The 25,037-nt window shown below is 59.6% G+C and carries 23 protein-coding genes and 1 other annotated feature; of the genes, 8 read left to right on the top strand and 15 right to left on the bottom strand.

Annotation, left to right across the window (positions count from 1 at the left end):
- Nucleotides 1-169: 169 nt before the first annotated feature.
- The 3 genes from HUS57_RS17915 to HUS57_RS05790 all read right to left on the bottom strand — a co-directional run bounded on the left by HUS57_RS17915 (nucleotide 170) and on the right by HUS57_RS05790 (nucleotide 2,676).
- On the bottom strand, nucleotides 170-415 hold the full coding sequence (locus HUS57_RS17915; protein WP_246727751.1) for a DUF6074 family protein: 246 nt from the start codon (nucleotides 413-415) through the stop codon (nucleotides 170-172).
- A gap of 190 nt (nucleotides 416-605) precedes the next feature.
- Entirely contained in the window at nucleotides 606-1,061 is a 456-nt protein-coding gene (locus HUS57_RS05795) for a DoxX family protein (RefSeq protein WP_173931924.1), read from the bottom strand.
- Nucleotides 1,062-1,191: 130 nt separating this feature from the next.
- Nucleotides 1,192-2,676: a SulP family inorganic anion transporter gene (locus HUS57_RS05790; protein WP_173931923.1), complete on the bottom strand. Its 1,485-nt coding sequence runs from the start codon at nucleotides 2,674-2,676 to the stop codon at nucleotides 1,192-1,194.
- Between the two features lie 63 nt (nucleotides 2,677-2,739).
- Nucleotides 2,740-2,795 (bottom strand) — a sequence feature (sul1 is cis-regulatory element that is thought to sense ions involved in sulfur or methionine metabolism; They are found in Alphaproteobacteria).
- Here HUS57_RS05790 and HUS57_RS05785 point away from each other — a divergent pair.
- Both HUS57_RS05785 and HUS57_RS05780 read left to right on the top strand, forming a co-directional pair.
- A complete protein-coding gene (locus HUS57_RS05785) occupies nucleotides 2,780-3,280 on the top strand; it encodes a hypothetical protein (RefSeq protein WP_173931922.1) in 501 nt (166 codons plus the stop codon). It overlaps the preceding feature by 16 nt.
- Before the next feature lie 155 nt (nucleotides 3,281-3,435).
- Nucleotides 3,436-3,912, top strand: a complete 477-nt coding sequence (locus HUS57_RS05780) for a nucleoside deaminase (RefSeq protein WP_173931921.1) — start codon at nucleotides 3,436-3,438, stop codon at nucleotides 3,910-3,912.
- Between the two features lie 219 nt (nucleotides 3,913-4,131).
- On the opposite strand, the gene HUS57_RS05775 is transcribed toward HUS57_RS05780, so the two are convergent.
- The 7 genes from HUS57_RS05775 to HUS57_RS05745 form a co-directional block, all read right to left on the bottom strand.
- Nucleotides 4,132-4,287, bottom strand: coding sequence for a hypothetical protein (locus HUS57_RS05775; protein ID WP_173931920.1), 156 nt, complete (start codon nucleotides 4,285-4,287; stop codon nucleotides 4,132-4,134).
- A 5-nt stretch (nucleotides 4,288-4,292) separates the two neighbouring features.
- Nucleotides 4,293-4,664 carry a hypothetical protein gene (locus HUS57_RS05770; protein WP_173931919.1) on the bottom strand — a complete coding sequence of 124 codons (372 nt, stop codon included), beginning with the start codon at nucleotides 4,662-4,664 and terminating at the stop codon, nucleotides 4,293-4,295.
- The gene (locus HUS57_RS05765) at nucleotides 4,661-6,322 is read right to left on the bottom strand and encodes an MFS transporter (protein WP_173931918.1); all 1,662 of its coding nucleotides are present in this window, start codon (nucleotides 6,320-6,322) and stop codon (nucleotides 4,661-4,663) included. The genes HUS57_RS05770 and HUS57_RS05765 overlap by 4 nt, the downstream gene beginning before the upstream one ends.
- A 692-nt stretch (nucleotides 6,323-7,014) precedes the next feature.
- On the bottom strand, nucleotides 7,015-8,604 hold the full coding sequence (locus HUS57_RS05760; protein WP_173931917.1) for an indolepyruvate oxidoreductase subunit beta family protein: 1,590 nt from the start codon (nucleotides 8,602-8,604) through the stop codon (nucleotides 7,015-7,017).
- Complete coding sequence (locus tag HUS57_RS05755) at nucleotides 8,601-10,754, bottom strand: indolepyruvate ferredoxin oxidoreductase subunit alpha (RefSeq protein WP_173931916.1); 2,154 nt, start codon at nucleotides 10,752-10,754, stop codon at nucleotides 8,601-8,603. The genes HUS57_RS05760 and HUS57_RS05755 overlap by 4 nt, the downstream gene beginning before the upstream one ends.
- A gap of 11 nt (nucleotides 10,755-10,765) precedes the next feature.
- Nucleotides 10,766-11,254 carry a MarR family transcriptional regulator gene (locus HUS57_RS05750; protein ID WP_173931915.1) on the bottom strand — a complete coding sequence of 163 codons (489 nt, stop codon included), beginning with the start codon at nucleotides 11,252-11,254 and terminating at the stop codon, nucleotides 10,766-10,768.
- A 79-nt stretch (nucleotides 11,255-11,333) separates the two neighbouring features.
- Entirely contained in the window at nucleotides 11,334-12,125 is a 792-nt protein-coding gene (locus tag HUS57_RS05745) for a cyclase family protein (protein ID WP_173931914.1), read from the bottom strand.
- A 528-nt stretch (nucleotides 12,126-12,653) separates the two neighbouring features.
- On the opposite strand from HUS57_RS05745, the gene HUS57_RS05740 reads away from it, so the two are divergent.
- The 3 genes from HUS57_RS05740 (at nucleotide 12,654) to HUS57_RS05730 (ending at nucleotide 15,446) form a co-directional block, all read left to right on the top strand.
- Nucleotides 12,654-13,448, top strand: a complete 795-nt coding sequence (locus tag HUS57_RS05740) for an ABC transporter substrate-binding protein (protein ID WP_173931913.1) — start codon at nucleotides 12,654-12,656, stop codon at nucleotides 13,446-13,448.
- A gap of 131 nt (nucleotides 13,449-13,579) precedes the next feature.
- Nucleotides 13,580-14,257, top strand: coding sequence for an amino acid ABC transporter permease (locus HUS57_RS05735; RefSeq protein ID WP_173931912.1), 678 nt, complete (start codon nucleotides 13,580-13,582; stop codon nucleotides 14,255-14,257).
- A 37-nt stretch (nucleotides 14,258-14,294) separates the two neighbouring features.
- Nucleotides 14,295-15,446 carry an aminotransferase class V-fold PLP-dependent enzyme gene (locus HUS57_RS05730; RefSeq protein WP_173931911.1) on the top strand — a complete coding sequence of 384 codons (1,152 nt, stop codon included), beginning with the start codon at nucleotides 14,295-14,297 and terminating at the stop codon, nucleotides 15,444-15,446.
- A 91-nt stretch (nucleotides 15,447-15,537) separates the two neighbouring features.
- Here HUS57_RS05730 and HUS57_RS05725 read toward each other — a convergent pair whose 3' ends face one another.
- Nucleotides 15,538-16,710 carry a pyridoxal phosphate-dependent aminotransferase gene (locus HUS57_RS05725; protein WP_173931910.1) on the bottom strand — a complete coding sequence of 391 codons (1,173 nt, stop codon included), beginning with the start codon at nucleotides 16,708-16,710 and terminating at the stop codon, nucleotides 15,538-15,540.
- A 252-nt stretch (nucleotides 16,711-16,962) separates the two neighbouring features.
- On the opposite strand from HUS57_RS05725, the gene HUS57_RS05720 reads away from it, so the two are divergent.
- Nucleotides 16,963-17,748 carry an SDR family oxidoreductase gene (locus HUS57_RS05720; RefSeq protein ID WP_173931909.1) on the top strand — a complete coding sequence of 262 codons (786 nt, stop codon included), beginning with the start codon at nucleotides 16,963-16,965 and terminating at the stop codon, nucleotides 17,746-17,748.
- 4 nt (nucleotides 17,749-17,752) lie between these two features.
- Here HUS57_RS05720 and HUS57_RS05715 read toward each other — a convergent pair whose 3' ends face one another.
- From HUS57_RS05715 to HUS57_RS05700, 4 genes are all read right to left on the bottom strand, one after another.
- Nucleotides 17,753-18,136 carry a YbaN family protein gene (locus HUS57_RS05715; protein WP_173931908.1) on the bottom strand — a complete coding sequence of 128 codons (384 nt, stop codon included), beginning with the start codon at nucleotides 18,134-18,136 and terminating at the stop codon, nucleotides 17,753-17,755.
- A 9-nt stretch (nucleotides 18,137-18,145) separates the two neighbouring features.
- A complete protein-coding gene (locus HUS57_RS05710; RefSeq protein WP_173931907.1) occupies nucleotides 18,146-19,090 on the bottom strand; it encodes a sugar kinase in 945 nt (314 codons plus the stop codon).
- A gap of 143 nt (nucleotides 19,091-19,233) precedes the next feature.
- The gene (locus HUS57_RS05705; protein WP_210256056.1) at nucleotides 19,234-20,226 is read right to left on the bottom strand and encodes a KpsF/GutQ family sugar-phosphate isomerase; all 993 of its coding nucleotides are present in this window, start codon (nucleotides 20,224-20,226) and stop codon (nucleotides 19,234-19,236) included.
- Between the two features lie 91 nt (nucleotides 20,227-20,317).
- Entirely contained in the window at nucleotides 20,318-21,646 is a 1,329-nt protein-coding gene (locus HUS57_RS05700) for a hypothetical protein (protein WP_173931906.1), read from the bottom strand.
- A 320-nt stretch (nucleotides 21,647-21,966) separates the two neighbouring features.
- Between HUS57_RS05700 and glpD the strand changes: the two genes are divergently transcribed.
- Together glpD and glpK are read left to right on the top strand one after the other, a co-directional pair.
- Nucleotides 21,967-23,511, top strand: coding sequence for a glycerol-3-phosphate dehydrogenase (gene glpD, locus HUS57_RS05695; RefSeq protein ID WP_173931905.1), 1,545 nt, complete (start codon nucleotides 21,967-21,969; stop codon nucleotides 23,509-23,511).
- Between the two features lie 29 nt (nucleotides 23,512-23,540).
- Complete coding sequence (gene glpK, locus HUS57_RS05690; RefSeq protein WP_173931904.1) at nucleotides 23,541-25,034, top strand: glycerol kinase GlpK; 1,494 nt, start codon at nucleotides 23,541-23,543, stop codon at nucleotides 25,032-25,034.
- Nucleotides 25,035-25,037 lie beyond the last annotated feature (3 nt).

Genomic DNA, 25,037 nt, shown 5'->3' with positions numbered 1-25,037 from the left:
ATCAATAAAGCGGAAAGGCGTTCCGCAAATCCAGCATATTGAAAGCCGGAAGCCATCCCGGCTTTCAAGCTAGGTACCGCGGTCATATCCGTCGTGGACGACCTGGCCAACATCTGCCTGTTAAACAATATTCAGCCGGAAACCGCTACTTGTCCGGCGATTATAAGGTTTAACCCTCCGCCTTGGCTGCGTCAGCTTCAATTTGTGAAAGAACGGCATGAAGAAGATACCGTACTTCTTCTTCGGCGGACCGAACGTCCACACCATTCGCTGTCAGTTGCTGCAACAAACCCTTCGCGGTTTCACGCCAGAACTGATTCGCCTCATCACCCTGTTTCGTTCGAAGAACCTGAGCGATGCCGTTCAAAAGCCGCTGACGGCGATGAAGCGGAAACGTGACAACAGTTGAACTCATGAACTTTCTCTCCGAATCTGGAGAGAAGCTAGCGGCCTTCTGGTTAACGACGTGTGAGCGTCAACGCGTGCGCTGGCATCCTTCATGAAGAAGCAGATTCGGAGCTGCATACCGTGAGCGGCCGGGTGCCAGCCCAAGGCCGCTCATACCTGCATTAACCTCTCTCGACGAAGCGCTTCCAGGACCAAGTTCAGAATTGACGGCCGATCCGCGAGTCGACCGACTGGCTGTTGCCGCCGCGGATGACAAAGTAGAACAGGATTGCTGACCAGAGGATCGACTTCTCCGCCCCGGCAAAGCCTTCTGCCAGCACAATCCAGTGAAACCAGACCGTTACCAGAAGTACGATCATGCCGGCGAAAGCTGCGGGCCGCGTCAAAAGACCTACAGCAATCAATATGCCGCCGAAGAACTCGGTGCACGACAGCAAAAGCGACCAGAACTCACCGGGATAGAAACCGAGCCCCTCCACCATCCCTGCTGCGCCAAAAGGATTTGTGATCTTTCCCGCGCCGTGCACGGTCAGGGAGAGGCCGGCAACGACCCGAAGCAACGTTTCTGCAAAGCTGTGAAGGCCAGAATATACACGGGATAGAAACGGAATAATCAGCCTATCCTGATCGAGTGCTTCTTCGGTATTCGACATTTTTACCTCTTATTCGAATACATATGCAATGCGTGATAACAATCGCTGCGGTCAAGCCCATAATTCATGCGTGAACAAATTAAGGCATCGTCGGCAACTGCCCCGCCATGAGCGCGGCGGGGCCGAGTTGCTAATGGCCGAAGACGCGCTCTAGCGCAGCCGGATCATCGTGGACGGCAAGCTTATCCATAATTGTGGCGCTAGCCTCGTTCATACCGATCAGCTTCACCTCGATATGTTCCTTGCGAAGCTTCAGGACAGCACGATCAATTGCCCCGACGCCGGTCAGGTCCCAGATATGGGCGTGCGACACATCAATGCATACGCGGCGAATATTCTCGGTGAAATCGATAGCCTCCAAGAATTTTTCTGCCGTGGCAAAGAATATCTGCCCGGTTACGAAGTAGGTACGCGTTTGTCCGTCTGCAGAGAGTTCCGACCTGACGCGGAAAATCTGCGCAACCTTCCACGCAAAGAAGATGCCCGAAAGCAACACGCCCACCCCGACTCCTAGGGCGAGATTGTGCGTTCCCACAACGGTTATCACCGTTGCAAGCATTACAATGCTGGAGCGGCGAGGATGTTTGCGAAGATCGTTCAGAGATGACCATGAAAACGTGCCGATCGATACCATGATCATGATAGCGACCAGCGCCGGCATGGGAATGATGCGAACCCAATCATTAAAGAGCAGAAGGAGTGCCAGGAGGAAGGCCCCTGCAACAAAGGTGGAGAGGCGCCCGCGCCCGCCCGACTTCACGTTAATGACAGACTGGCCGATCATCGCACAGCCGGCCATACCCCCCAGGAAACCGGTAAAGAAGTTCGCGATGCCCTGTCCTACGCATTCCCTATTCTTGTCGCTCCTTGTGTCGGTCATTTGGTCGACGATCGAGGCGGTCAACAGGCTCTCAAGAAGGCCCACTGCGGCCACGCCAACCGAATATGGCAGGATGATCCACAGCGTTTCCAGGGTGAAAGGAACGTCCGGAACGAGAAAAACCGGCAAGCTCGACGGCAACTCGCCCAGATCGCCAACCGTGCGCACGTCTATGCCTAGGACGAGTGTTACGCTTGTTAGCACCGCAATACACACCAAGGGCGCAGGCACTGCTTTCGTCAACCGGGGAAACAGGTAGATGATGGCAAGCCCTACCGCAATCATGACATAGGTTTCGCCGGAGACGCCCACCAGTTCAGGTATCTGCGCCATGAAGATCAGGATTGCCAACGCATTGACGAAGCCGGTCAGCACCGAGCGCGACACGAAGCGCATGACATAACCAAGCTTGGCAAACCCGGCGAGAACCTGAATTAGGCCAGCAAGAATTGTCGCTGCCAAAAGATATTGCAGGCCATGATCCCTCACCAGAGAGACCATGAGGACGGCAGTAGCGGCTGTAGCTGCCGAAACCATCCCTGGACGGCCGCCAGTTATGGAAATGATGACTGCGATTGAAAATGAGGCGTAAAGCCCAACTTTGGGATCAACGCCGGCGATTATCGAAAAGCCGATTGCCTCGGGAATCAGCGCGAGCGCTACGACAATACCAGCCAGAACATCGCCACGGATGTTCGAAAGCCATTCGTGACGAAAGGATGAAAGCGAGAACATTATACTCCAGAGGGGCATGGCAAAGCACTTTGCCTAAGCAGGTGGAAAGATTATTGCTTTGCGGGTTGTCCGGCGGATCGGCGGCCGGAAGAGCCACCCGGGATTGCACCGGGTCCTGATCACTGACAAGGCTTTTATCAGATTAATGCTGCACTGCAACGCCCACGCTGTCACGATGCGTGGTGGCGCAAACAGGAATAAGCCGACCTGTGACTGGCACAGCCTCCTTTGCGAAAACGACCCACCCCGCCCGATGCTGTGGCGCCGCTTGCCTGCAACTCTGCAGGCGCGCTTGCCGACTGCAGCTAAAGACTTACCGCCAATGTCCGTGAATAAGCATGGTGGCGAAGCGGAAGGAGCACATGTGGCGGCAACAACCGACCGATACGGCTCTCAATTATTCGACGATCAAACATCAACCCTGCAACATAAGATGGTCTGCTTCGCACAAGGAAGCTGCATGACAGACGATCCTGAAGACCGCAATATCATCCCCTTTGCTGTCTTCCACAATGAACGCCAACGGCAGCCCTCGGCTTCCCATGCTGATAGACGGGCTGATCCTAATCGTCATTGGCGCAATTTGAGCGATGGTGTTGTTTGACCGCTACCATCCTGCTTCCTGGAAAACAGTCGCAAGTCTCGGATTGCACACATGGCGGTGCGGAGACCTTGCGACTTTGGACAGAACAGGCGAGCCTGCCATTTGCATCAACACTCCGTCCATGCACAATGCACCGGGACGTAAAGGAGGGTGCCATGATCGATAATATTGACCGTAAGCATCTCCGACGCTGTGTCGAGCTTGCGCGGGAAGCGCTTGAGAATGGCGACGAACCTTTCGGATCCATCCTCGTGTCATCGGCGGGGAGGGTCTTGTTCGAGGATCACAATCACGTTGCCGGCGGAGATCATACACAGCATCCGGAATTTGCTATCGCACGGTGGGCGGCAAACAATATGACTCCCGAAGAAAGAGCAAGGGCTACCGTTTACACTTCGGGTGAGCACTGCCCGATGTGCGCGGCAGCACATGGCTGGGTGGGGCTTGGCCGGATCGTTTATGCCACATCGTCGGAACAACTGGTCAGATGGCTTTCCGAGCTTGGTGTTCCCTCGTCGCGAGTACGCCCACTACCCATTGGCGATGTCATCAGGAATGCCGATGTTCACGGGCCGGTCAAAGAGTTTGCTGAGGAAGTGCGTCAGCTCCACGCAAAATTTCACGCGCGCTAAATGGGACGACCTGCTATAGCGATAATTTAACGATCCTGGGGATTCCCACTGGTTTGCAAATTAGAATGAGCTAGCCTTTTGGCGGGGTGATCCACGCCCGCCGTTCAGCCGAACCGCCGCGCGTTCCCTTCCGGCGCCATCAGGGCTTTTTCTTATATATAGCCGGCCGGCGACACAGGAACCAGGCCAACTTAGCCGGATCAGCCCGCATATCAGGCTTCACTGCCAGCCGGGCGTCAGTTCCAGCATGGTAATATTCGGGGTGGCCTTCACCGCTCCGATCACAAAGGCTTCGAAAAGCGAGGAGCCTGAAGCCCGGCGGACGCCACCGTCATCCAACCAGTCCCAAGCTCGGTGAAAGGCCGGTAGTCCCACGCCCCTCAGCCGCGCCCTGCGTATCTGTTGAAAGCCTCCGACAGATTCATGCTACCAAGGCTCTCCAGAAGCTTGTCATTTTCAGCAGCATAGTACGCAGCGATCAGATTCCGGATCGAAGGCGGCAACACTGTCGCCTTCTCGCCCTTGTCGGAGGAGAAATTTGCTCGGAGAAAAGCCCTCAACTTTGCCCATTCATCGCGGTCGAGACGCCCCTTGGTCGCGCGTGCGATGTCCAGCCCGATCCGGGAAAGGCTCGGATTGGGGGCGCCCTGCACCTTCGGCTCAACCAGCCCACCGACCAGCGCTGGATCGATCCACGCCGCAAGGCGGCGGGCACCCGTGAGCTCCCCCTCCGCGCGATCCAGGTCCCTCAAGGCATCTCGGAGAGCCCGGCGACACGCTTTGGGCGGTGCGCGCTGACCGGCCGCACCACCAGCCGACGGATGCGTGGCGGCTCGCTCAGGCTGTGCAGTTCGCGCAGCCGTCGGGTCACGTCTGCGTCAGCCTGCGTCGTCCGCTGGTTGTGCCGTAGATATTCGATCCAGTTGGGCAGGTGATAGGTTTCGATCCAGAAGCGTCCAACTTCTACGTCACGCTTGAGAGTCCAAGCATGTGCTCCGTTGCGGCGGCGGATACGGCGGCGCTCGCGCATCACGGCAAGAAACGCAGGCACATCCTCTTCATTGATCGCATATTCAATCATGACCACGACAGGGCCGCTGCGTGCCTTCAGGTCGAACGACGGCTTCGGAGCTGGCCGGCTGGCCGCCGGATTGAGATTGAGCCCGCTTAGCTCGGGCATTCGCAGCCAGAAGCCGACCAGGGTGCCCACCAGTATCAATACTGCCGCAATCTGCAGGCTCACCTCGACGCCGTAGCGCTCCGCAAGAAATCCCCAGAACCAGCTTCCAACGGCCATACCCCCGAAGGCAGCGGTCTGGTAGGCGGCCAGCGCACGCCCGACAACCCAGCGCGGCGTCGAAAGCTGCACCGACATATTGCAGAAGGAGAAGGCCAAAAGCCACGCCGCGCCACCAACCATCATAATGGGCATCGCCAGCCAGAGCGAGCCGGCGAAAGGAAGAGTGCCAACAGCAAAGGCCGCACCCATATGGGTGAGACGCATATAACTTTCGCTGCTGATACGACGGCGCAATCTGTGCCCAAAGAGCCCGGCTACAATCGCTCCGGCGCCGAAGGAGCCGAGCAAAGTGCCATAATGCACCGGGCCGCCTCCTATCAGGTCACGCGCGACGAGCGGCAGCAAGGCTTGAATGGACACCGTGGAGAAGCCCAGAATAAGGCTTCTAAGCAGGATTGCTCCCACATTGGGCGACATGAAAACATAGCGCAATCCGGCCGACATAGCCGGCCCCAGATGCTCCGGCGGCAGTGTTGCCGCCGCCTGTGCCGGCTTCAGCCTGAACAGCTGAACGATCAGGCCGACATAGCTTGCCGCGTTGGCAGCGAAAGCCGCCGCTGCACCCGCAACCGCAACGATCGAGCCGCCGATGGCCGGCCCGATGCTGCGCATGAGATTGAAGGCGATTGAATTCAGCGAGACTGCGGCAGGCAATTGCTCGCGCGGCATGAAGTCTCCCAGCGAGGACTGCCAGGCAGGATTGTAGAGCGCTGTTCCACTGCCGATCAGGAAGGTGAAGAGCAACAGGAGCCACGGGCTCACGCCACCCAGATAGCCGAGTATGGCCAGGATGACAGAGACCACGAACATGAAACATTGGGCCGTCAGCATCACAGTGCGCCGGTCGAAATTGTCCGAGATCGCTCCAGCCGCCAGGGAAAAAAGCATAATCGGCAGCGTAGTCGCCGTCTGAACCAGCGCCACCATTTCAGCCTGGCTGGATATGGTGGTCATCAGCCAGGCTGCGCCGATGCTCTGGATCGTCGTTCCAAGATTGGAGACGGTCACCCAGAGCCACAGATTGCGGAAGGTAGGGTTAGCCAACGGCTGGAATGGGGAACCCTGGTCGACCGATTTAAACTCCTTCAGGCGCCGGATACCAAGCCTCATGCCAGCTTCTTTCCGGGGTTCTGGGAGGTCGCCATAAAGATGGACTCAAGAGCTAGAAACATATTCTGCAGGAAGTCATACGTGCTGTTTCAACCTTCGCCAAGACAGGTTGGGCCTGTTCCCGGGATCTGGTCCGTTATCCACTGCAACCTTCCCGATCGCGCAGAGCCCGGCAGGTTTCCGCGTGATCGAATTTATCTTCGCGGTCCGATCCGTGAACCGATGCACATTCGACAGGATCGTGGCAGCGAATAGCGGCAGGCTCACCGAACCATCACGATCTTATGGCAACTCCATGCGTCATTTTTCTGCGCAAGGACGCGAACGGATTTGCATCCTCCCTCCCGCGTGCAGCCGCTTCCGGCCAACGCTGGAGTGTTTTGCCTTGTACACATCCCGGGTGAAGTCGAATGGAAGGTTGTTCCGTGCTTGTAATAAGAAGCTCACGTAAACACAAGAAGCGGAATGCTCTGTAAGTCTGCTTCCGCCTACAGGATTCGAAAGAGCGTCCGGGAGGACATTACCTTTGGGCTTTGCGTGAAGCGGCCTTTTTCCGCGGCCGGGGCGCCACTTCGTTCGAGCTTCGTGCTGCAGAAGGATGAAAAACATCACTGCAGCGCGATATCGGAAGAAGAAGGGCGTCCGGAAAAGCTACAAGCTGGGAAAGGCTTCCGCCGGCATCGCCATTCGGATCACACCCCAGAAAAGTTAGCGGTTGATTCCGCTGCCTCAGTGAAGGACTGCACCGTTCGGATCGCGCCATCCAGGGCCACGCCGTCGGCATCAGCCAGCGCGGCCTCACGCAACCGCCTTATCCAGTCCGCTGCATCATTGCGCCCTTCGAGAAGAGGCAGGCAACCCAGTACCCGGTCGAACTTGGAATTCCCGCGCGCATGTGTATCGGAATAGCCCTTGATGAGCCGCCTGCATTTCAGCACTTCAACGCCGAGTTCATAATCGTCGGCGCATTTGCTGCGTGCCAGATCAAGCCAGCGCTTACGATGTTCCGCCTCCACCTTGTGCCGCAGCAGGCTGCGCCGAAAACGGCGTAAGCCAGCGATGATCCAGAGCATGCCGAAACCATAGATGCTGTCGGTTCGGATACGGCGGCCACGGTCCACGAAGTTGTCGAGCCGGTCCATCAATTTCGGCCGCGCCTCGATACCCGCTCCAAGCCCCGCCGGTAACAGACCGATGATCTCCTGCATGCGCGGATGGAAATACTCCGTGGTCAAAAGCATCTGATCGCCATGAAGCTGCACGTCCTGGCGAACACGCTCGGCGCGCGAGGAGCGAGTCTTGAGGTCGGCGACACGGATGATATCGTCGTAGACCATGGCGTTGGCGAGGTATTTCGCAGCCTCCCTGGAGAAGGCGTAGCCCTTGTCCTGCCGATCGCTTGCAACCACCTCCTCAAGCGCCGCCATATATTCGGCGCCATAGGCGCAATCCAGAAAATCCACGACCTTCTTTAGTCCTGGAACAGCCATCGCGCGAACCGGTTGCGGAAGCGGCTCGGTGCGGCCGAGGAGGTTTTCCCACTCCTTTTGAAGCCACTGCGGACCACGCACGGCGGCTGCCTTGCGGAACGAGGTCTTCTCCTTCGCATCGCCTGCAGCGGGAGGCGCGCCGGCTGCCCGATCGAATGCGCGTGCAAAGGCTGCAAGGCTTGCCTCCGCACCACGCCCGCCGGAACGAACCGTCTCCTCGAAGGCAGCGCGCGGGAACGGCAGTTCGCCGGAGCCGGCGAGTGCTCCAAAAAGGCTCGACGAAATAACAGTGTCTGCTTCCTGCGCGATCTGCTCCATGTCAAAATGGATGAAGCGCCGCGAAGCATCGGCCGCTCTCTGCAGCAATATGCTTTCATCCGCCTGCCCATCACCCGGCACGATCTTTTCCGAAACTGCCAGCATGCGGTGACTGGAGGCGATGAGGGCGGTGCGCTCGGGCGAAACGAAGCCGCGCAGAACGGCCCTGCCCGCCTCGGCAAGCTCGGCCGCGATGACGATATCGACGTCGCCCGGCGCTGGGCTGAGCGCAAAGACGGGACGAGCTTCGGGCTGGCTCTCGTCCTTCGGCATCATCTCCACATAATAGATCGTGGCGCCGGTGCGTTGCGCTACGCCTGCGACGGAGGTGGACTGAACGTGCCAACCGGACCGTTGAGCAAGGTCGGTAATCCACGTTGTCAGCACGCCTCCCCCCTGCCCCCCGACGGCAAGGATTGCGAGCTTGATGATGCCTGCTACCAGCTCCGGACGTTCTGGCGATCCGGATTTCACGGCGCAGCCTCTGCAAAGATGAGGCGCCGGCTCTCACGCCGGGCCTGAAGCCAACCAATCACGCGCCGGCTGACATTGGCGCGGAAGCGCTCCCAGCGGGTCGGGTTGTTGACCACATCAGCCTGGTAGAAGGACGGGCACAGCACCGCCGCATCCGCCACCTCCCCGCAATTGCCGCAGCCAACGCAGTTCTGATCGATGAACGCCACAGGGTCATCGCGCAGCGGATCGTCCAGATGCTTGACCGTGAGCGAGGGGCAGCCGGAAAGCCGCATGCAGGCGTGATCGCCCGTGCAAACATCCTCATCAACGCCGAACTTCGTCCTGACAACGCGCTTGCCTTCGGCAACCGCCTTGCGCAGAAGAGGCCGCTCACGCCGCTGCCGGTTGAGCATGCATTCGGAGGAAGCAACGATGACCTTCGGTCCGGTCTCGTTCGTTGTCAGCGCCTCCTTCAGCGTGTCGCGCATCTTTCCGACATCATAGGTGCGTTCAAGATGACGTACCCATTTCACGCCCATGCCCTTAAGAGCCTCGGTAATAGGATGCTTCGTAGCCTTGGTCGGGTTTTCCGCCCGGGAAGAAAGGATATCTTGCCCGCCCGTCGCCGCCGCATAATAGTTATCCACCACCACGATAACACCGTCGTTCTTGTTGAACACGGCATTGCCGATCGAAGAGGTGAGGCCGTTATGCCAGAACCCGCCATCCCCAACGAAGGAGATGGAGCGCCTTTTTGCGTCCGGCGAGTTGAAGGCTGACGCCGAGGCGGGGCCGAGACCATAGCCCATGGTGGTGGCGCCAAGTTCGAAAGGCGGCATGATGGAGAAAAGATGGCAGCCAATATCAGAGGCGATGTGATGCTTTCCCAGTTCCTGTTCCACCAGCTTAGTGGCAGCAAAGATCGGCCTTTCTGGGCAGCCCACGCAAAAACCCGGGGGGCGCATGGGCACCGTCTTCGCAAGATCCTGGTCAACCGGCCGGGCAGGCATGTTCGGCGCACGGATTTCGGGCGGCAACATTTCGTCCGCATATTGGCGCAGGAAGTTGCCAACCCCCGAAAGCATGACGTCGCCGGTATATTCGCCGGCCATGGGAAGGATGCCCTTGCCTTCAAGCCGCACCGATGCTCCGGCCTTGTAGAGCATGGATCCTAGCGCCTGCTCGATATAATGGGGCTGGCCTTCCTCCACGACAAGAACCGCCTCCTTGCCGGCGCAGAACTCCAGAAGTTCGTCCTCGACCAGGGGATAGGTGACATTCAGGACGTAAAGCGGCACCTCGGTTCTTCCATAAACATCGGCAAGGCCCAGGCGCTGCAAAGCACGGACAATGCCGTTATACATGCCGCCCTGCATGATGATGCCGACTGGGCCCTGCCCGCCAAAAACCTCGTTGAGCCTGTTCTTTCTGATGTATTCGATAGCGGCCGGCAGGCGCTTCTCCACCTTCTCCCTTTCATGCATGAAGGAGGCAGGCGGCAGCACGATGCGTCCGGTATCGCGGCGCGGGTTCTCCAGTGCCTCGGCCACCGTCATGGACGGACGGCGATTGTTCTTCGCAATGAACGTACCGTGCACATGGCAGCTACGGATGCGCACCTGCAGCATTACCGGCGTGTTGGAGGCTTCCGACAGTTCGAAACCATGCTCGACCGCAGAGACGATGGAAGGCAGGTTTGGCCGGGGATCGAGGAGCCAGACCTGGCTCTTCATGGCAAAGGCGTGACTACGCTCCTGCATTATGGATGAACCTTCACCATAATCCTCGCCAACGATGATAAGCGCACCGCCTGTCACACCGCCCGAAGCCAGATTAGCCAGCGCATCGGAGGCGACGTTAGTGCCGACGGTAGACTTGAATGTAGCGGCCCCGCGAATGGGGTAGTGCACCGACGCTGCGAGCATGGCCGTGGCGGTCGCCTCTGATGCGCTCGCCTCAAAATGGACCCCCAGCTCGCCGAGAATCTCCTGGGCATCGGCCAGAACGTCCATGAGATGGCTGATCGGCGCGCCTTGATATCCGCCAACGTAACCGACCCCGCATTGAAGCAGCGCCTTGGTGATGGCGAGGATGCCTTCGCCCGAAAACTCTTCTCCTTCACCGAGCCGGAGTTTTTGGACCTCCCTGACGAATGATCGCTCGGCCATTGCCTTTTTCCTCAGAAGTCGTGCCTGCGGACGTTGACAAGTATTTTCTGCAAGGTCGCCACGAAAGCGGCCTGCTCTGCCGCGTCGATGCCCGCAAGCATATGCTGGTAATTCGCTCGCATCGTGGGCCACAGCTTCTCGAAAACAAGCCGCCCTTCGGGTGTAATGCTGACACGGGTGGAACGGCTGTCATCGGGATCGCGAACACGGCGCACGAGCCCTTCGGATTCTAAGGAATCGAGTGCACGGCTCAAAGTGGACTGCTCCACGACCGTATAGACCGCAAGGCGGCTGATAACGAGGTTGTCGATCACCGAAAGAACCGCCAGAGTGCGCATTTTGGGCGTCGTCAAGCCTGCGCTGGCGAGTTCCTTCCTGAGCGAGTGATTGTAGCGCCCCATAATTCGGTTCATGAGATAGGGCGCAAATTGGTGCAGGCCGATCTCGCCAAGCGTCCGGTTCCCCTCTGGAGCATCGCTGATGAGCGCGAGATCGTTCATTCAAGATCCTTTTCAATCCTGCAGGCCCATCTGCCTAAAACGCTGCCAGAGCTAGGCGATCAGCCTGCAATCCGGGCCTTCAGGCCCTTGGTACGAGCGCCAGAGCGCGCACGGGGCTGCCCGTGCCCTCCGCAATCTTAAGAGGAGCGGCGATCAGGATGGCGCCCTTGGGCGGCAACTTGTCTAGGTTGCAGAGGCTTGCAAGCCCGTATCTGTTGGCCTTGTGCAGAAGGTTGTGCGCCGGGAACGGCGGCTCCATTCCGCCCGCAGCGCCCGCATCCGTGCCGATGCACTGCGTGCCCCAGCCGATTGCGCCTTGCTCAAGAATGTATTCGATGCAATCCACCGTCGGGCCGGGGGAATGCGGGCCGTTCTCGTCGGCATTCAGGAACTCCGCTTCCGAACGGTTGCGCCTGTCCCAGTCCGAGCGCATCAGCACCCATTCGCCCTTGCCGATGGGGCCGTGCTTGGCCTCCCAGGCGCGCACACCATCGGCGGTCAAGAGAAAATCCGCATTCTCCGCGACTTCTTTCGAGCAGTCGATCACGTTAACCGGTGCCACGAAATTTTTCACGGGGACCGTGTCAGTGTAGCCATCAGGATAGTCCCTGCCGGTGATCCAATGGTGTGGCGCGTCGAAATGTGTCCCCGAGTGCTCGCCCAGCTTGAGCCACTTCCACGCCCAGAACGGCCCCTTGTCGTCATACTCGGAGATCGTGTGAATTTCGATCTTCGGCGTGTCGACCGCCAATTCCGGCGGCAGTTTCAACAGTGGGGTGTCGGGCCCGAGCCGTGCTGAAAGATCAACCACCTCGATATCGCCGCTCAGAAGAAGCTCGGCTAACTTGCCCAATGTGTCTGCTGCGGACATGCTTGTTCCTCCCTACGCATTCCGGCAGGCGGTTGCCCTTCAACCGTGCCAGCCGGACATCGCTCCCGCAAGCAAGACTACGCGGGTCTATTTGCATCTGCAAGTATATTTCCCGTTTGACCGAGGATTTAAGAAGGGCGGCGGCAGTGTGAACAGCACAAGTTATGGCAGCCCACTCGGACGACTGGCGGCGCAGACACATCGACAAAACATGCATTTGCAAATACTTGCCCGTTCCAGCCATTCCGCGATTGTGCTGCCGCATCGAAGCGGGCATGGTGTTCGAAGGTGACGCCGGGAGGAAGAGCGATGCTCGTCTCAGTTCCGTTTCCCACGCGGAACCGGAAATTTCATGCTTGAAGGATTTTCATTGATCGTTACCCGGACTCGTGATCATTTGAAGCGCGGCGAACCATCCCGCCTCTGACAAACATTCGTCGTTGGTAAGGGAAGACCGCCGGCAGCGTGGGAGACTTGCGCGGGGAGTAAATTCTGCTCGCCAGGGGCAACAGAAGGAGGAGGACTGGCATGAGATTTGGCTACTTGAGGGCATTGATTGCGGCGGCTTTCGCCCTGGCGGCTACTGCATCCGCCATCGCCCAGGACAAGATTATCGTAGGTGCATATCCATCGAACCCGCCTTGGGAGTTCAAGACCGAGAGCGGCAATTTCCAGGGCTTCGAGATTGAGGTGGCAGAGGGCGTCGCTGAGCGCCTCGGCATGGAAGTGGAATTTCAGGATATGGGCTTTCAGGCCCTGTTTGCCGCAACCAGCTCCGGGCGCATAGATTTTGCCATCTCTTCGATTTCGGTCACGAACGAAAGGCTACAAAATCAATCGTTCACCCAGCCCTATTACGATAGCGACGGAACGGTGGTAGGCCGCGAGGACTCCGATGTCAGTTCGCTGGAGGATCTGAAGGGCAAGGTGATCGGTGTCGTTGCCGGCACGACCGGGGATCGCTGGGCGAACGAGAACAAGGAGGAGCTCGGCATTGCCGAAGTACGCAGCTACAACGCCCAGCAGGACCTGCTTCTGGAAGTTCAGAACGGGCGCATAGAAGGCGGGGCGGGCGAAATCGCCGGCTTCCAGTATGCCATGACGCAGATGCCGGGCCTGAAAATCCTCGTTCGCATTCCGACAGGCGAGCGCTTTGCGATGATGACGCGCAAGGATCACCCTCTGCTTGAAAAGGTCAATGACGCCATTTCCGAGATGAAGGAGGATGGCACGCTCGCCGAAATTCACCGGAAGTGGTTCGGCGTTGACCCTGATCCGGGTACCAGCACGGTGACACCCATGCCCGTGCCGCAGCCAGAATAGTCCTACGCGTCTTGCGTGACGCGGTGCACCGGCCAGGAAGCGGCCGGTGCAGCCGCAGCGTCAGCATTGCGGCCACAGGCCTCGCTGGCGGAAGGCGGAAAGCAATCCCTCCAGTCCTATTTTGTACCGCGATGGACCTGATCAGCACTTTCTTCAACTGGGAGATACTCGTTCGCTCCTTCCCGATGCTGATGCGCGGGATAGGCAACACGCTTCTTCTTGGCTGCGCGAGTATCGTCTTCGGCGGCATTGCAGGGCTCCTTGTCTGCCTCATGCGGCTTTACGGACCCACACCCATCCGGCTCTTCGCCATCGGCTATATCGATGTATTGCGAGCGATGCCGATCCTCGTGCTGCTCATTCTGATCTATTACGCGCTGCCCTTCATTGGCTTGCGTTTCTCATCATTCACCTCCGCGACGCTCGCCCTATCGATGGTGCTATCCGCCTTTACCGCCGAGGTCTGCCGCGCAGGTATCGAGAGCATCCCTCGCGGGCAGTTCGAAGCGGCGGCGGCGCTCGGCCTCAATTTCTGGACCACCATGCGCAAGGTGATTCTTCCGCAGGCACTGCGCGTCGTCATTCCACCGCTCACCAGCAATTGCGTGTCCATCTACAAGGATACGGCGCTTGCCTCGGTGGTTGCCATGCCCGACCTTCTAAAACAGGCGACCGACGCGCAGGCCCTTATGGCAAACCCCACCCCGCTGATTGGCGCTGCGCTCATCTATCTGGCCTTTCTGCTGCCACTGGTGCGCCTGGTGAGCCACCTGGAAGAGCGGGGCAAGACACAGATGACAGCACGATGAGCGAGGCTATCCTGCCTGGCCGAGGGAGAATAACGCCATGAGTGGAAATACAATCCCCGCTGACGGTTCCGCCTACTTCCTCTATCACTCCATCGGCATGTATCCCGGAAAAGCCGAAGCCATGGCGGCCGCCTTGTCCGATTTTTCCCATGGCTGGGGCGCATTTGACGATGGCCAGTGGACACGTGCTCTTGCCAAGCGCCAGGAATTTATCCGTCTTTGGAGCCGGCTTATTGCAGCGCCAGCCGGTACGCTGACCACGGCGGAGAACGTCACCACCGCACTTTACAGCATCATCGGTGCACTGCCTGCGGAACATCTGAACGGCAAGCGGTTGCTGGTGGCCGCAGACTGCTTCCCGAGCCTCCACTTCCTGCTTTCAGGCCTTGCGCCGCGCTTGGGCTTCACGCTCGACACGGTGCCGAAGCGCGGGGGGGAGGACTGGGTGCTCGACGAAGATTTAATCGCCCGGTGGGACGAAAGCGTGGGCGTTGCGCTTGTGACCTTCGTCACCTCCACCAGTTCGCACCGGCCGGACCTCGCCGCGTTGGTGGAGCACGGCCGGCGCATGGGGAGCCTCATTGGCGTGGATATCACCCAAGGGGCCGGGCTCCTGCCTTTCCGCGTCGATGATCCGCCAGTGGATTTTGCCGTATCAACGACGCTCAAGTGGCTATGCGGCACGCCCGGAGCAGGCGTCGTCCATGTGGCGGAGCCATTACTTGACAGATGCCGTCCGGAACTGCGCGGCTGGTTCAGCCAGGAGAATATCTTTTCCTGGGATCTGGACGCATTCAGCTACGCAAGGGACGCACGGCGTTTCGACCATGGCACGCCATCCGTGCTCGCCTGTGTTGGTTCGGTGCCAGCCTTGAAATGGCACGCTTCGCAAGAGCTGGACGCAATGCTTGCGCATAACAGAAGGCTTAGTGCCATGATCATCGAGGAAGCGGGCAGGATGGGCCTTTCGCTTGCAAGCCCGAGGAAGACTGAGCGACGCGGCGGCAGCGTGATGCTGCGCCTGCCGGAGAGTGTGGAGCCGGAGCAGATCGTGGATGGCTTGCGCAAGCGCGGTGTTTTTGCCGACTGCCGCAATCGTATCCTGCGCCTGTCTGCGGGCACGATCACCACGGAAGCGGGTGTGGAACGGCTTTTTTCAGGGCTACGTGAACTGCTGACCGGGTCATGATCCTGGTATCGGAAGCCCGCCGGCCGCATCAAACCTGTTCACCAACCGGCGCGGCCGAGGGAGGACACCGCCGCGCGGACGACAGGCCGCTTCATCCCAGCGAATTGAAGAACCTGCCGAGCCTCTCCATCGCCTCCTCCAAGCGCTCGTAGCTCTGCGAGCCAAAGCAGATGCGAAGATGGTTCTCCCCGCGCGCACCGTAGAAGCTACCCGCCTCCACTACTTCATCGACATCCTCCAGAATGGCATCCGCTGCGGCCTGCGACGTCAGGCCGGTGCCGCTAATATCCGGAAAGGCGTAGATGGTACCTTCGGGCCTGGGGCATACGACGCCCGGCATCTGATTTAGTCGCCTTACCACGAGATCGCGCTTGCGGCGATCATCCTCCACCATCTCTTCCAATATGGAGGCCGGTCCAGTTACAGCCGCGAGCGCGCCATACTGGATGAAGGTGTTGACGTGGGTGACCTCGGTCGTTGTGATTTTCATGAGCGCGGGGATCATGGACTTGTCCGCGGCCAGATAACCGAGCCGCCAGCCATCCATCGCATAAGCCTTGGTGAAAGCGAACATGGTGACGGTGCGCTCTCTCATGCCGGGCAGTGAAGCGATGCTTACATGGCGGGCATTATCGAAGACGATCTGCTCGTAGACCTCGTCGGATACAACCGCCAGATCATGCTCGATGGCGAGATCGGCGAGCACCTGAAGCTCTTCGCGAGAATACACGCGGCCCGTCGGGTTGCACGGATTTACGAGCACGATCACGCGTGTGCGCGGCGTAATCAATGGCTCGATCAGTTCCCTGCGGATGGCGAAGCCCGCCGCCTTGCCGAGCGGAGCCATGACAGGCGTCGCGCCGGCCATCTCCACCTTCCCCACATGCTGCGGATAATAGGGTTCGAGCAGGATCGCTTCATCGCCCTCATCCAGGAGTGCCATGAACGCGGCGAATGATGCCTGGGTAAGGCCGTTCGTCACCAGGATCTCGGACGCGGAGACATTAACACCGTTATAGTCCCGCACCTTGGCGGACAGCGCCTCGCGGAGCTGAGGGATTCCTTGAAGATCGCTGTAATGCACATGACCGGCCCGCAATGCGTCCATCGTGGCCTGTTTGATGTGTTCGGGCGTGTCGTGGACCGGCTGTCCAAGTTCCAGATGGATAAGGTCGCGGCCCTCTTTTGCAAGCCCCGCCGCCTTGGCGAACATGCCGTAGCTCTTTTTAGAGGTATGGGTGATCCGTCGCGCGAATTTCGGCATGTGGAACCGCGGCTCCCTATCCGCCATCCCGTCGTGTTGAGGGAACGTTAGTTGTGATAGCGCGATCGCGTCAACATATTTTGAGCTTAAAGTTTTTCCTGCGCCTGGAGGAAGAACATTCTGCCGGAAGAATTACAGACGCCGCTGCCAATCCCGCAGATGGTTGTTTATCTCCTGCATCCGCCGGAATAGAGTTCCAGGCGCGCGGCATCCGGCAGCGTGGCGATGCATTGGAGTGAGGAGGAGATCAGCATGGATCTGGGCTTAGAAGGCAGGACGGCTCTAGTTTTGGGTGCCAGCGGCGGCCTTGGCGGCGCCATTGCTCATGCCTTGGCCGCGGAGGGTGTGCAGGTTGCGTGTGCCGGACGCAACGAGGCGAAGACGGAAGCTACGGCGGAAGCCATCCGCGCCGCTGGCGGCAAGGCAATGGCCGTGACGTGGGACCTGGCCGATATTGAGGTAATTCCATGGGTGCTGACGCAAGTGGAAGGCACCTTCGCCCCTGTGGACATTCTGATCAACAATACGGGAGGCCCGCCGCCAACGACGGGTTCCGGCCAGGAGCCGGACCTTTGGCGCCAGCAATTCGAGGCAATGGTGCTCTCGGTGATAGCTTTGACGGATGCGGTGCTTCCCGGCATGCGGGAACGCAAATGGGGTCGCGTCATCACCTCGACCTCGTCCGGCGTCATCTCCCCAATTCCCAATCTCGGCCTTTCCAATGCGCTGCGATCGACGCTTGTCGGGTGGTCGAAGACCATATCGCGCGAGATCGCCAAGGATGGCGTCACGGCCAATATCGTCGTGCCCGGGCGCATTGCGACCGCCCGCCTCAGCTTCCTGAACGAGCAGCAGGCAAAGCGTGAGGGGCGAAGCGTGAAGGAGGTGGAAGCTGCAGCCACAGCAGCCATTCCCAGCGGGCGGACCGGGACGCCGGAGGAATATGCCAATGTCGTCGCGTTCCTCGCCAGCGCACGAGCGTCCTACATCACCGGCAGCATCGTGCGTGTCGATGGAGGGCTGCTTCAAAGCATCTGAGCAGCTACCGTTCGCCGCCGCCTTTCCTCAAGCGGGGACCGCTTGGCCGCGACAGGATGAAAATTGCCACACATCCAAGCACGGCAGCTTGTATGACAAGAACGAGAGCCTTCACACCGAGCAACCACGACAAAAGAAGGGTTGCGGCCATAAATACGACGGCCATGATCTTGCTCTGCTTGTCAATGCTGCCGTGATGCTGCCAGTTTGTGATGAGTGGCCCGAAACGGGGATGCCCGATCAGCCAAGCATGAAGCCGGGGCGAACTGCGCGTAAAGGCGTAGGCGGCAAGCAGCAGGAAGGGCGTCGTCGGCACCAGCGGCAGCGCCACTCCGGCAACCCCGAAGAGCGTGAAGGTCAACCCCAATATCAACCAGACGGCGCGCATGCCGCTTTATCACTCCAGCCCACTGGCATCGCCTTGCAGGCTCTCCATGAAGGCGAGGACATCCTCCCGGTAGGGCATGGGGGTTACTGCGCCATAGCGCAGGGTTGAAAGCGCCGCCGCGACATTGGCAAAATGCGCTGAAGAAATAGCGTCGGCAGTACGGAGATATTCAGCAAGAAAATTGCCGTCGAACGCGTCGCCCGCACCAGTTGCGTCAACAGCTTGCACCTGAATACCAGATATCCGGCGCCGCTCTTTGCCAGTAGCGACAAGACAGCCCCCTCTGCCCAGCGTCAGCGCAACCACTTTGGCGCCGAGCGAAAGATAGTGATCGACAATTGCATCGGGGTCCTCCAAGCTAGTCAGTTGGCGGGCATCGTCCATTCCCGGCAAGGCGATGTCACAAAGCTCGGCCGCCGCTTCAATGACTGCCCGCGCCCGCGGGAGCGGCCAGAGCCGCAGCCGCAGGTTCGTGTCGAACGAGACGAGCACGCCAGCTTCCCGTGCCATCCGGATTGCTTCGAAGACTGCGTCACACGCGCTCTCGCTTATGGCCATGCTGATACCGGAAACATGCAAAACCCGCGCCTTTCTAAGATAGGCGGCGGGAACGTCCTTCGGCGTGATCCTGCTTGCCGCAGAACCTGCACGCAGATAGGTGAAATCATGCCCCTCAGGGCCGTGCGTGACAAAGTAGACGCCGGTGTGGGCTTCAGGATTGCGCAGGACATGGGAAGCGTCGACACCGTTTTCTTCCCAAAGCTGCATGAAGCTGTCGCCGAACGCATCGTCGCCGAGCGCGGTGAAATAGCCGGCTGAGGCTCCGGCTCTCGCCGCTGCGATGGCACAATTGGACGTATCTCCCCCGTGACCGAAGAGGTAATGCCCCTTGTCGAGAGCCTGGTTGAACTCGACCATGGGTTCCCCCATCGCAATAATCTCGGGACTCGACATGGCCAATCCAACGCTCTTGGCAGATCATAGGGCTGGTATCTTTGCGCCCAAGGCGGTGGAGACCGCCATCAACGCCATGCGCTAGCACAAACGCGCCGCCCTCGTCACCCGCCAGCGGAGTCCATAACCGAACTGGAGGTGGCCTAGATCGCTCTCAAGCAGTCATGGATGTGCAGGAGGCCCACCAGTCTTCCGCTGGCATCCTCGACGATAAGAGAGGTGATGCTGTGCAGCCTCATGCGCTCCAATGCCTCGGTGACAAGAAGGTCCGGCTCCGTGGCAAGCGGCTTGCCCTGGATGATGTCTCCCGCTTTGCAGTTCCACAGGCGCTCGACATTGCGTCGCATATCGCCATCGGTGATGAGGCCTACCGCCCGGTCCCCAGCGGATACGATAGCCACGCCGAAGCCTTTCGCAGACATGGTGATCACCGTCTCGTGCATGGGAGTTTCAGCCGAAACAATGGGCAGCGCATCACCGGTCCGCATGACATCCGCCACGCGCAGCAGCCGCGCGCCCAGCTTGCCGCCGGGATGGAAGCGCCGGAAGGTTTCCGCAGTCGAGCCAAGAAGCGTCGCCAACCCAACGGCAAGCGCATCTCCAATGGCAAGCGCGAGCGTGGTGCTGGTGGTGGGGGCCAGCCCGTTGGGGCAGACCTCGCTGACCGAGCCGTAGGCAAGTGCCACGTGGGCGTGGCGGCCGAGCGTACTTTCTGGGCTGGACGTAATGGCAATGATGGGAACGGAGTGGTGCCGGCAATAGTGGAGCAGATCGGACAGCTCCGGTGTTTCGCCGGAATTCGAAATAATGATGGCAGCGCTTCCCTCTCCCACCACTCCAAGATCACCGTGGCTTGCCTCCGTGGCGTGCAGGAAGATGGCCGGCTTGCCTATGGAACGGAGTGTGGAGGCAATCTTTCGAGCAATATGGCCGGACTTGCCGACGCCTGAAACGATCGTCGTACCCTTTGCATCGCGAAGCAGGCGGACAGCCCTTTCCAAACCCGGATCACGCCGCACAGCATAAGCTGCGACAGCCGCAGCCTCCGCTTCAAGAGCCTCGCAGCAAAGATCGACTATCTGTTGCGACGCTTTCTCGATTGCGCTTGCGGCATCCTGCTCCGTCACGTTGGCCACGCTTCACTCCTCCGCCTATTTACCTAGCTGCCCTCCTGTTAGGACAATGTTCCGGGCCGGACAAGGAAACACATCAAGCCTCCACAACGCGTCATCCCGACGTCCTCGCCCTCAATTCAGCATCCGATAACAGCCGGGGAATAAGCACCAGGCTGCGCAGGTGCCCGTTCAGAACGCCACTTTCTGCAGGATGCACCGCAGTGCTGCCGATGTTGAGCAATGTCGTGGCTGAAAGGTCGCACGGGACCGACCCGACTGAAACGGCCTCTCCATTCCGGCTCGCCCGGGACTGCTGTCCGTCCAGCGCTATGGCAACGGTCTCGAAAATGCCTTCAGGCGGCAGGACACCAAGATCATGCTGGATCGGCGCGGCGCTGTCCTGCCTGCCCACAAGTTTCAACGAATTTTCGTAGCGCAAGTCCGTGGCATTCATACCCGCTCCGCTGAATCCCCAAATGCCCGCCGGCTGTTGCTGCGTGGCTATGCCCGGTCTCATCGATGCAAATTCAGCCACAATGGTTGCGCCGCCTTCCAGCAAAGGAAAGGCGGTTGCGCCAATGGTCAGGAGATCGGCTGCGCGCACTCCCTGCACCTCCTGGGAAGGAATATGGGAGCTGGGGTTCGTGCCAACCTCCACCTGAGGCCCCCAAAGATAAAGCCCCGAAGCGCCGTCACCCTGGTAGCTGATCCCGCCATTCTCATCGGTGATATGAAGAACGAAAAACTGTGTGACGTTACCAGTGGTGGAAGACGTCACGGTGAGCGAAAGTCTGTACCAGCCTGCGAAGGGACCCGAGATCGTGCAGTGGTCCGGCGCGCTGATCGGCGTCAGGGTTCCGTTCTCAAGATCAACCAGAATGCGGCCCGGCCAACCCCAGGTGCCCGTCCTCATTTCCAGCTTGCTGCGCTCGCCGGCCCGCGCGAAAACAGAGAGCGTATAAGTGGTGCCTGCGGTAACTGTTCCACCCTGATCGACCCGGGAAGAGCCATAGCCGGCGCGCTCATTCATCTTGAAAGCCAGCGAACCATCAGGCGCAGGAACAGCGGTTGCGGAAAAGCTCACCCCCTCCTTGCGCCAGAGGGAATGAGTGAAATCCATCGTATGGAGCAGGAGGTTCGTCCGCTCCTCCTCGATCAGGAGGCCTAGCGTGGATCCATCCGCCCCATGGTCTGTACGCAGCCGCGTATCCGTTGAGAAGAGGCCCTCCTTGCCGGCAAGATACTTCACAGGCGCTCCGGCTCGAATGAGAAGATCATTGGGGTCGCCAAGGAAAGCGTCTTCGGGTTTTGATCGGTCGCGCATGTAGGCGCGCATATGGACGAAATCGAGTGCCAGACCCTCGCTCCCCTTGCCTAGCAGCCTGATGGCCGGGTCCAGGGGAAAGGGCGCTGTACGGTCGATATAAGGAATGATGGTCACGGACGTGCCTCCAAAGTTCTGGCACGATGCTAGTTGCGCCAGGCTTTACGGGGACAGATTCGCAGGAAGGAAGGCGCGCACGCCTTCCTGTGCGGGCCGTGCGAGTTATCGTCCACCACAATCTCTCCCCGGAAGGAGCGCCTCCCGGCTAACCTGTTGGAACGTGAAGACCCATCCCGATAAGGAGATCACGCGCTACATATAGGGCTGTGCTTCAATCCTACCCGGCAAGGTCCTCATGCATGGTTTTTGCAAGAGCCGGCCGCTTTTATTTTCGTTCCGGTTCGTTATAGCCTTGGGCCGGTCGATGCCATGAGGAGATGGCCTTGAGTGAAGATCCCGTCTACGACATCCTCATCATAGGAGGCGGGATCAATGGCTGCGGCATTGCACGCGATGCGGCAGGTCGCGGGTATCGTGTTTTCCTAGCCGAAAAAGGCGATCTGGCCGGTGGGACCTCTTCCGGCTCCACCAAGCTTGTCCATGGCGGTCTGCGCTATCTGGAATTCTACGAGTTCCGCCTCGTGCGAGAGTCGCTGATGGAAAGGGAAGTGCTATGGCGCAATGCACCGCACGTCATCTGGCCTATGCGATTCGTGCTGCCGCATCATCGCGGCCTTCGCCCTACATGGCTTCTGCGGCTCGGGCTCTTTCTCTACGATCATATCGGCGGACGCAAGCTTCTGCCGAAGACACGTACGGTCGACCTGCGGCGCGATCCTGCTGGCCGCCCCTTAAAGCCGTTCTACTTGCGCGCCTTCGAGTATTCGGACTGCGGAGTGGATGATGCCCGCCTGGTCGTGCTCAACGCGCGGGATGCCGCTGATCGCGGTGCCGTGATCGCCTCGCGCACAGAAGTTGTCAGCGCACAACGCGACGGCGATGGATGGCGCGTTAAACTGCGCGATCAGGCCAGGGGTACCGAGCAAGAGGTAAGGGCAAGGCTTCTCGTCAATGCGGCTGGCCCTTGGATCGACAATGTGCTTGGCACCGTCTTGGGACGTGGCAACGCCCATAATGTGCGGCTGGTAAAGGGCAGCCATATCGTCGTCCGGAAAATATATGAGGGCCCTCTGGCTTATATCTTCCAGAATAGTGACGGCCGCATAGTATTCGCCATTCCCTATGAGGACGATTTTACCCTCATCGGCACCACCGACCAGGACTATGAGGGCGATCCCGCGGACGCTGCGATCAGCGATGCGGAAATCGATTATCTCTGCCGCTCGGCGAATGAGTATTTCGCCGGTGCGGTGCATCGCGCTAACATCGTCTGGACTTACGCTGCCGTCCGCCCGCTGCTTGACGATGGGGCGAGCAAGGCCCAGGAGGCTACCCGCGACTATGTTCTGGAGGCGGAGGGCGGAGGTGGTGAAGCACCGCTTCTCAACGTCTTCGGCGGCAAAATCACCACCTATCGGCGACTCGCGGAAGCCGCGCTCGAAAAAGTGGGAAGCCTGATCGGCCGGAAAGGCGCCTCCTGGACAGCCGACGCCCCCTTGCCGGGCGGGTTCCCCGTCAATGCTTATGAGGAGGAGGTATCCCGCCTTTCCGCCAGCTACCCGTTTTTGAGTGCCGCCCATGCCCGCCGTCTGGTGCGCCGTTACGGTACGCGCGCTTCGGAGACGCTTGGTGAGGCGCAATCGGCCGAAGATCTCGGCCGCCATTTCGGTGCCGATCTTTATGAGGCAGAAGTCCGCTACCTGATCGAACAAGAATGGGCGTACACAGCGGAGGATGTGCTGTGGCGTCGCACCAAGAGCGGACTACAGCTTGCGCAGAACGAGGCAGAAGCACTGGAAGCCTTTATGCAAGCCGCCATCCCGTCGCATGGAGGGTGGGAGCCACGGGGCGAGGCGCTATAGGTTCGGGGAATTCCAGGGAAGGAGGGAGCATGCGTCGATACGTCCTCGCGATCGACCAGGGGACCACATCAAGCCGCGCCATCATCTTTGACGAAAGAGCGCAGATCATCGCCCTCGGGCAGAAGGAATTTCCCCAGCATTATCCCGCCTCCGGTTGGGTGGAGCACGATCCGGAAGATATCTGGAAGAGCGTCCTGACGACCATCAGGGCTGCGCTCGAAAAAGCTGCGCTTTCGGCCGGCGACATCGCGGCAATCGGCATCACCAACCAGCGGGAGACGGCAATCATCTGGGAGAAGCAGACGGGCCGTCCCATTCACCGCGCCATCGTATGGCAGGATCGCCGCACGGAGCCGCTCTGTGCAAGGTTCCGCAAGCAGGGTTTGGAGGCAAAATTCACGAGGAAAACGGGGCTGCTTCTGGATCCCTATTTCTCCGGAACGAAGTTCGCGTGGATTTTGGACGGGGTGAAGGGTGCGCGGCGCCGTGCAGAGAATGGCGAGCTTCTTGCCGGCACCGTCGACTCCTTCCTTATCTGGCGGCTGACGGGTGGTGCGCGGCACGTCACCGACGCGACGAATGCCTCGCGCACACTGCTCTACAATATCGAGAGAAACATTTGGGACGATGAGCTTCTCGGCATTCTCGGCGTACCGGCGGCAATTCTGCCGGAGGTGCTGGACTGCGCGGCCGATTTTGGGGTGACCGCGAAGAAGCTTCTCGGCGCCGAAATTCCAATCCTTGGCGTTGCCGGCGACCAGCAGGCAGCCACCATCGGGCAGGCTTGCTTCAAGCCGGGGATGCTGAAATCCACCTACGGTACCGGATGCTTCGCCGTGCTAAACACAGGCGAGCGGCTTGTGCGCTCAAAAAACCGGCTGCTTTCGACCATAGCCTATCGCCTCGATGGCAAGACAACGTATGCGCTGGAAGGCTCGATCTTCATTGCCGGGGCTGCCGTGCAGTGGCTGCGCGATGGTCTGGGCGTGATCAGTAGGGCAGCCGAAAGCGACGAGCTCGCCGCCCGAGCGGATGAGAGCCAGAATGTCTACCTCGTACCGGCCTTCGTCGGACTCGGCGCACCCTATTGGGATGCCGAGGCGCGCGGCGCCATTTATGGCCTCACGCGCAACTCCGGGCCGGCAGAGTTTACCCGCGCAGCGCTCGAGTCCGTGGCCTACCAGACGCATGATCTGCTTCTGGCCATGCGAAAGGATTGCAGGGGCTTGTTCCGGGAGACGGTGTTGCGGGTCGATGGAGGAATGGTCGCCTCGGACTGGACCATGCAACGGCTCGCCGACATTCTTGACGCGCCGGTGGATCGGCCGACCATCCTTGAAACTACAGCACTAGGTGTGGCGTGGCTTGCGGCCTCACGAGCCGGCCTGTGGCCCGGAAAGGAGAAGTTCGTAGAAAGTTGGGCTTTGGAGCGACGCTTCGAGCCGCAAATGGAGGCGAGGATCCGTAACGCGAAGCTTGCCGGATGGCGCAATGCCGTCCGGCGGACGCTTTCCATCACCTGAAGC

Origin of the sequence: Chelativorans sp. Marseille-P2723, from assembly GCF_902809845.1 — a bacterium.
In the GTDB taxonomy this organism is placed as follows: Bacteria; Pseudomonadota; Alphaproteobacteria; order Rhizobiales; family Rhizobiaceae; genus Chelativorans.
This window is presented reverse-complemented; position numbering and strand designations above follow the sequence as displayed.

Excerpts from the sequence above, each read along its gene's own strand:
- HUS57_RS05740 (WP_173931913.1), top strand. The coding sequence starts at position 12,654 with ATGAGATTTGGCTACTTGAGGGCATTGATTGCGGCGGCTTTCGCCCTG.
- HUS57_RS05730 (WP_173931911.1), top strand. The coding sequence starts at position 14,295 with ATGAGTGGAAATACAATCCCCGCTGACGGTTCCGCCTACTTCCTCTAT.
- glpD (WP_173931905.1), top strand. The coding sequence starts at position 21,967 with ATGGCCTTGAGTGAAGATCCCGTCTACGACATCCTCATCATAGGAGGC.
- HUS57_RS05755 (WP_173931916.1), bottom strand. The coding sequence starts at position 10,754 with ATGGCCGAGCGATCATTCGTCAGGGAGGTCCAAAAACTCCGGCTCGGT.
- HUS57_RS05795 (WP_173931924.1), bottom strand. The coding sequence starts at position 1,061 with ATGTCGAATACCGAAGAAGCACTCGATCAGGATAGGCTGATTATTCCG.
- HUS57_RS05780 (WP_173931921.1), top strand. The coding sequence starts at position 3,436 with ATGATCGATAATATTGACCGTAAGCATCTCCGACGCTGTGTCGAGCTT.
- HUS57_RS17915 (WP_246727751.1), bottom strand. The coding sequence starts at position 415 with ATGAGTTCAACTGTTGTCACGTTTCCGCTTCATCGCCGTCAGCGGCTT.
- HUS57_RS05790 (WP_173931923.1), bottom strand. The coding sequence starts at position 2,676 with ATGTTCTCGCTTTCATCCTTTCGTCACGAATGGCTTTCGAACATCCGT.
- HUS57_RS05745 (WP_173931914.1), bottom strand. The coding sequence starts at position 12,125 with ATGTCCGCAGCAGACACATTGGGCAAGTTAGCCGAGCTTCTTCTGAGC.
- glpK (WP_173931904.1), top strand. The coding sequence starts at position 23,541 with ATGCGTCGATACGTCCTCGCGATCGACCAGGGGACCACATCAAGCCGC.
- HUS57_RS05710 (WP_173931907.1), bottom strand. The coding sequence starts at position 19,090 with ATGTCGAGTCCCGAGATTATTGCGATGGGGGAACCCATGGTCGAGTTC.
- HUS57_RS05715 (WP_173931908.1), bottom strand. The coding sequence starts at position 18,136 with ATGCGCGCCGTCTGGTTGATATTGGGGTTGACCTTCACGCTCTTCGGG.
- HUS57_RS05750 (WP_173931915.1), bottom strand. The coding sequence starts at position 11,254 with ATGAACGATCTCGCGCTCATCAGCGATGCTCCAGAGGGGAACCGGACG.
- HUS57_RS05765 (WP_173931918.1), bottom strand. The coding sequence starts at position 6,322 with ATGAGGCTTGGTATCCGGCGCCTGAAGGAGTTTAAATCGGTCGACCAG.
- HUS57_RS05720 (WP_173931909.1), top strand. The coding sequence starts at position 16,963 with ATGGATCTGGGCTTAGAAGGCAGGACGGCTCTAGTTTTGGGTGCCAGC.
- HUS57_RS05735 (WP_173931912.1), top strand. The coding sequence starts at position 13,580 with ATGGACCTGATCAGCACTTTCTTCAACTGGGAGATACTCGTTCGCTCC.
- HUS57_RS05725 (WP_173931910.1), bottom strand. The coding sequence starts at position 16,710 with ATGCCGAAATTCGCGCGACGGATCACCCATACCTCTAAAAAGAGCTAC.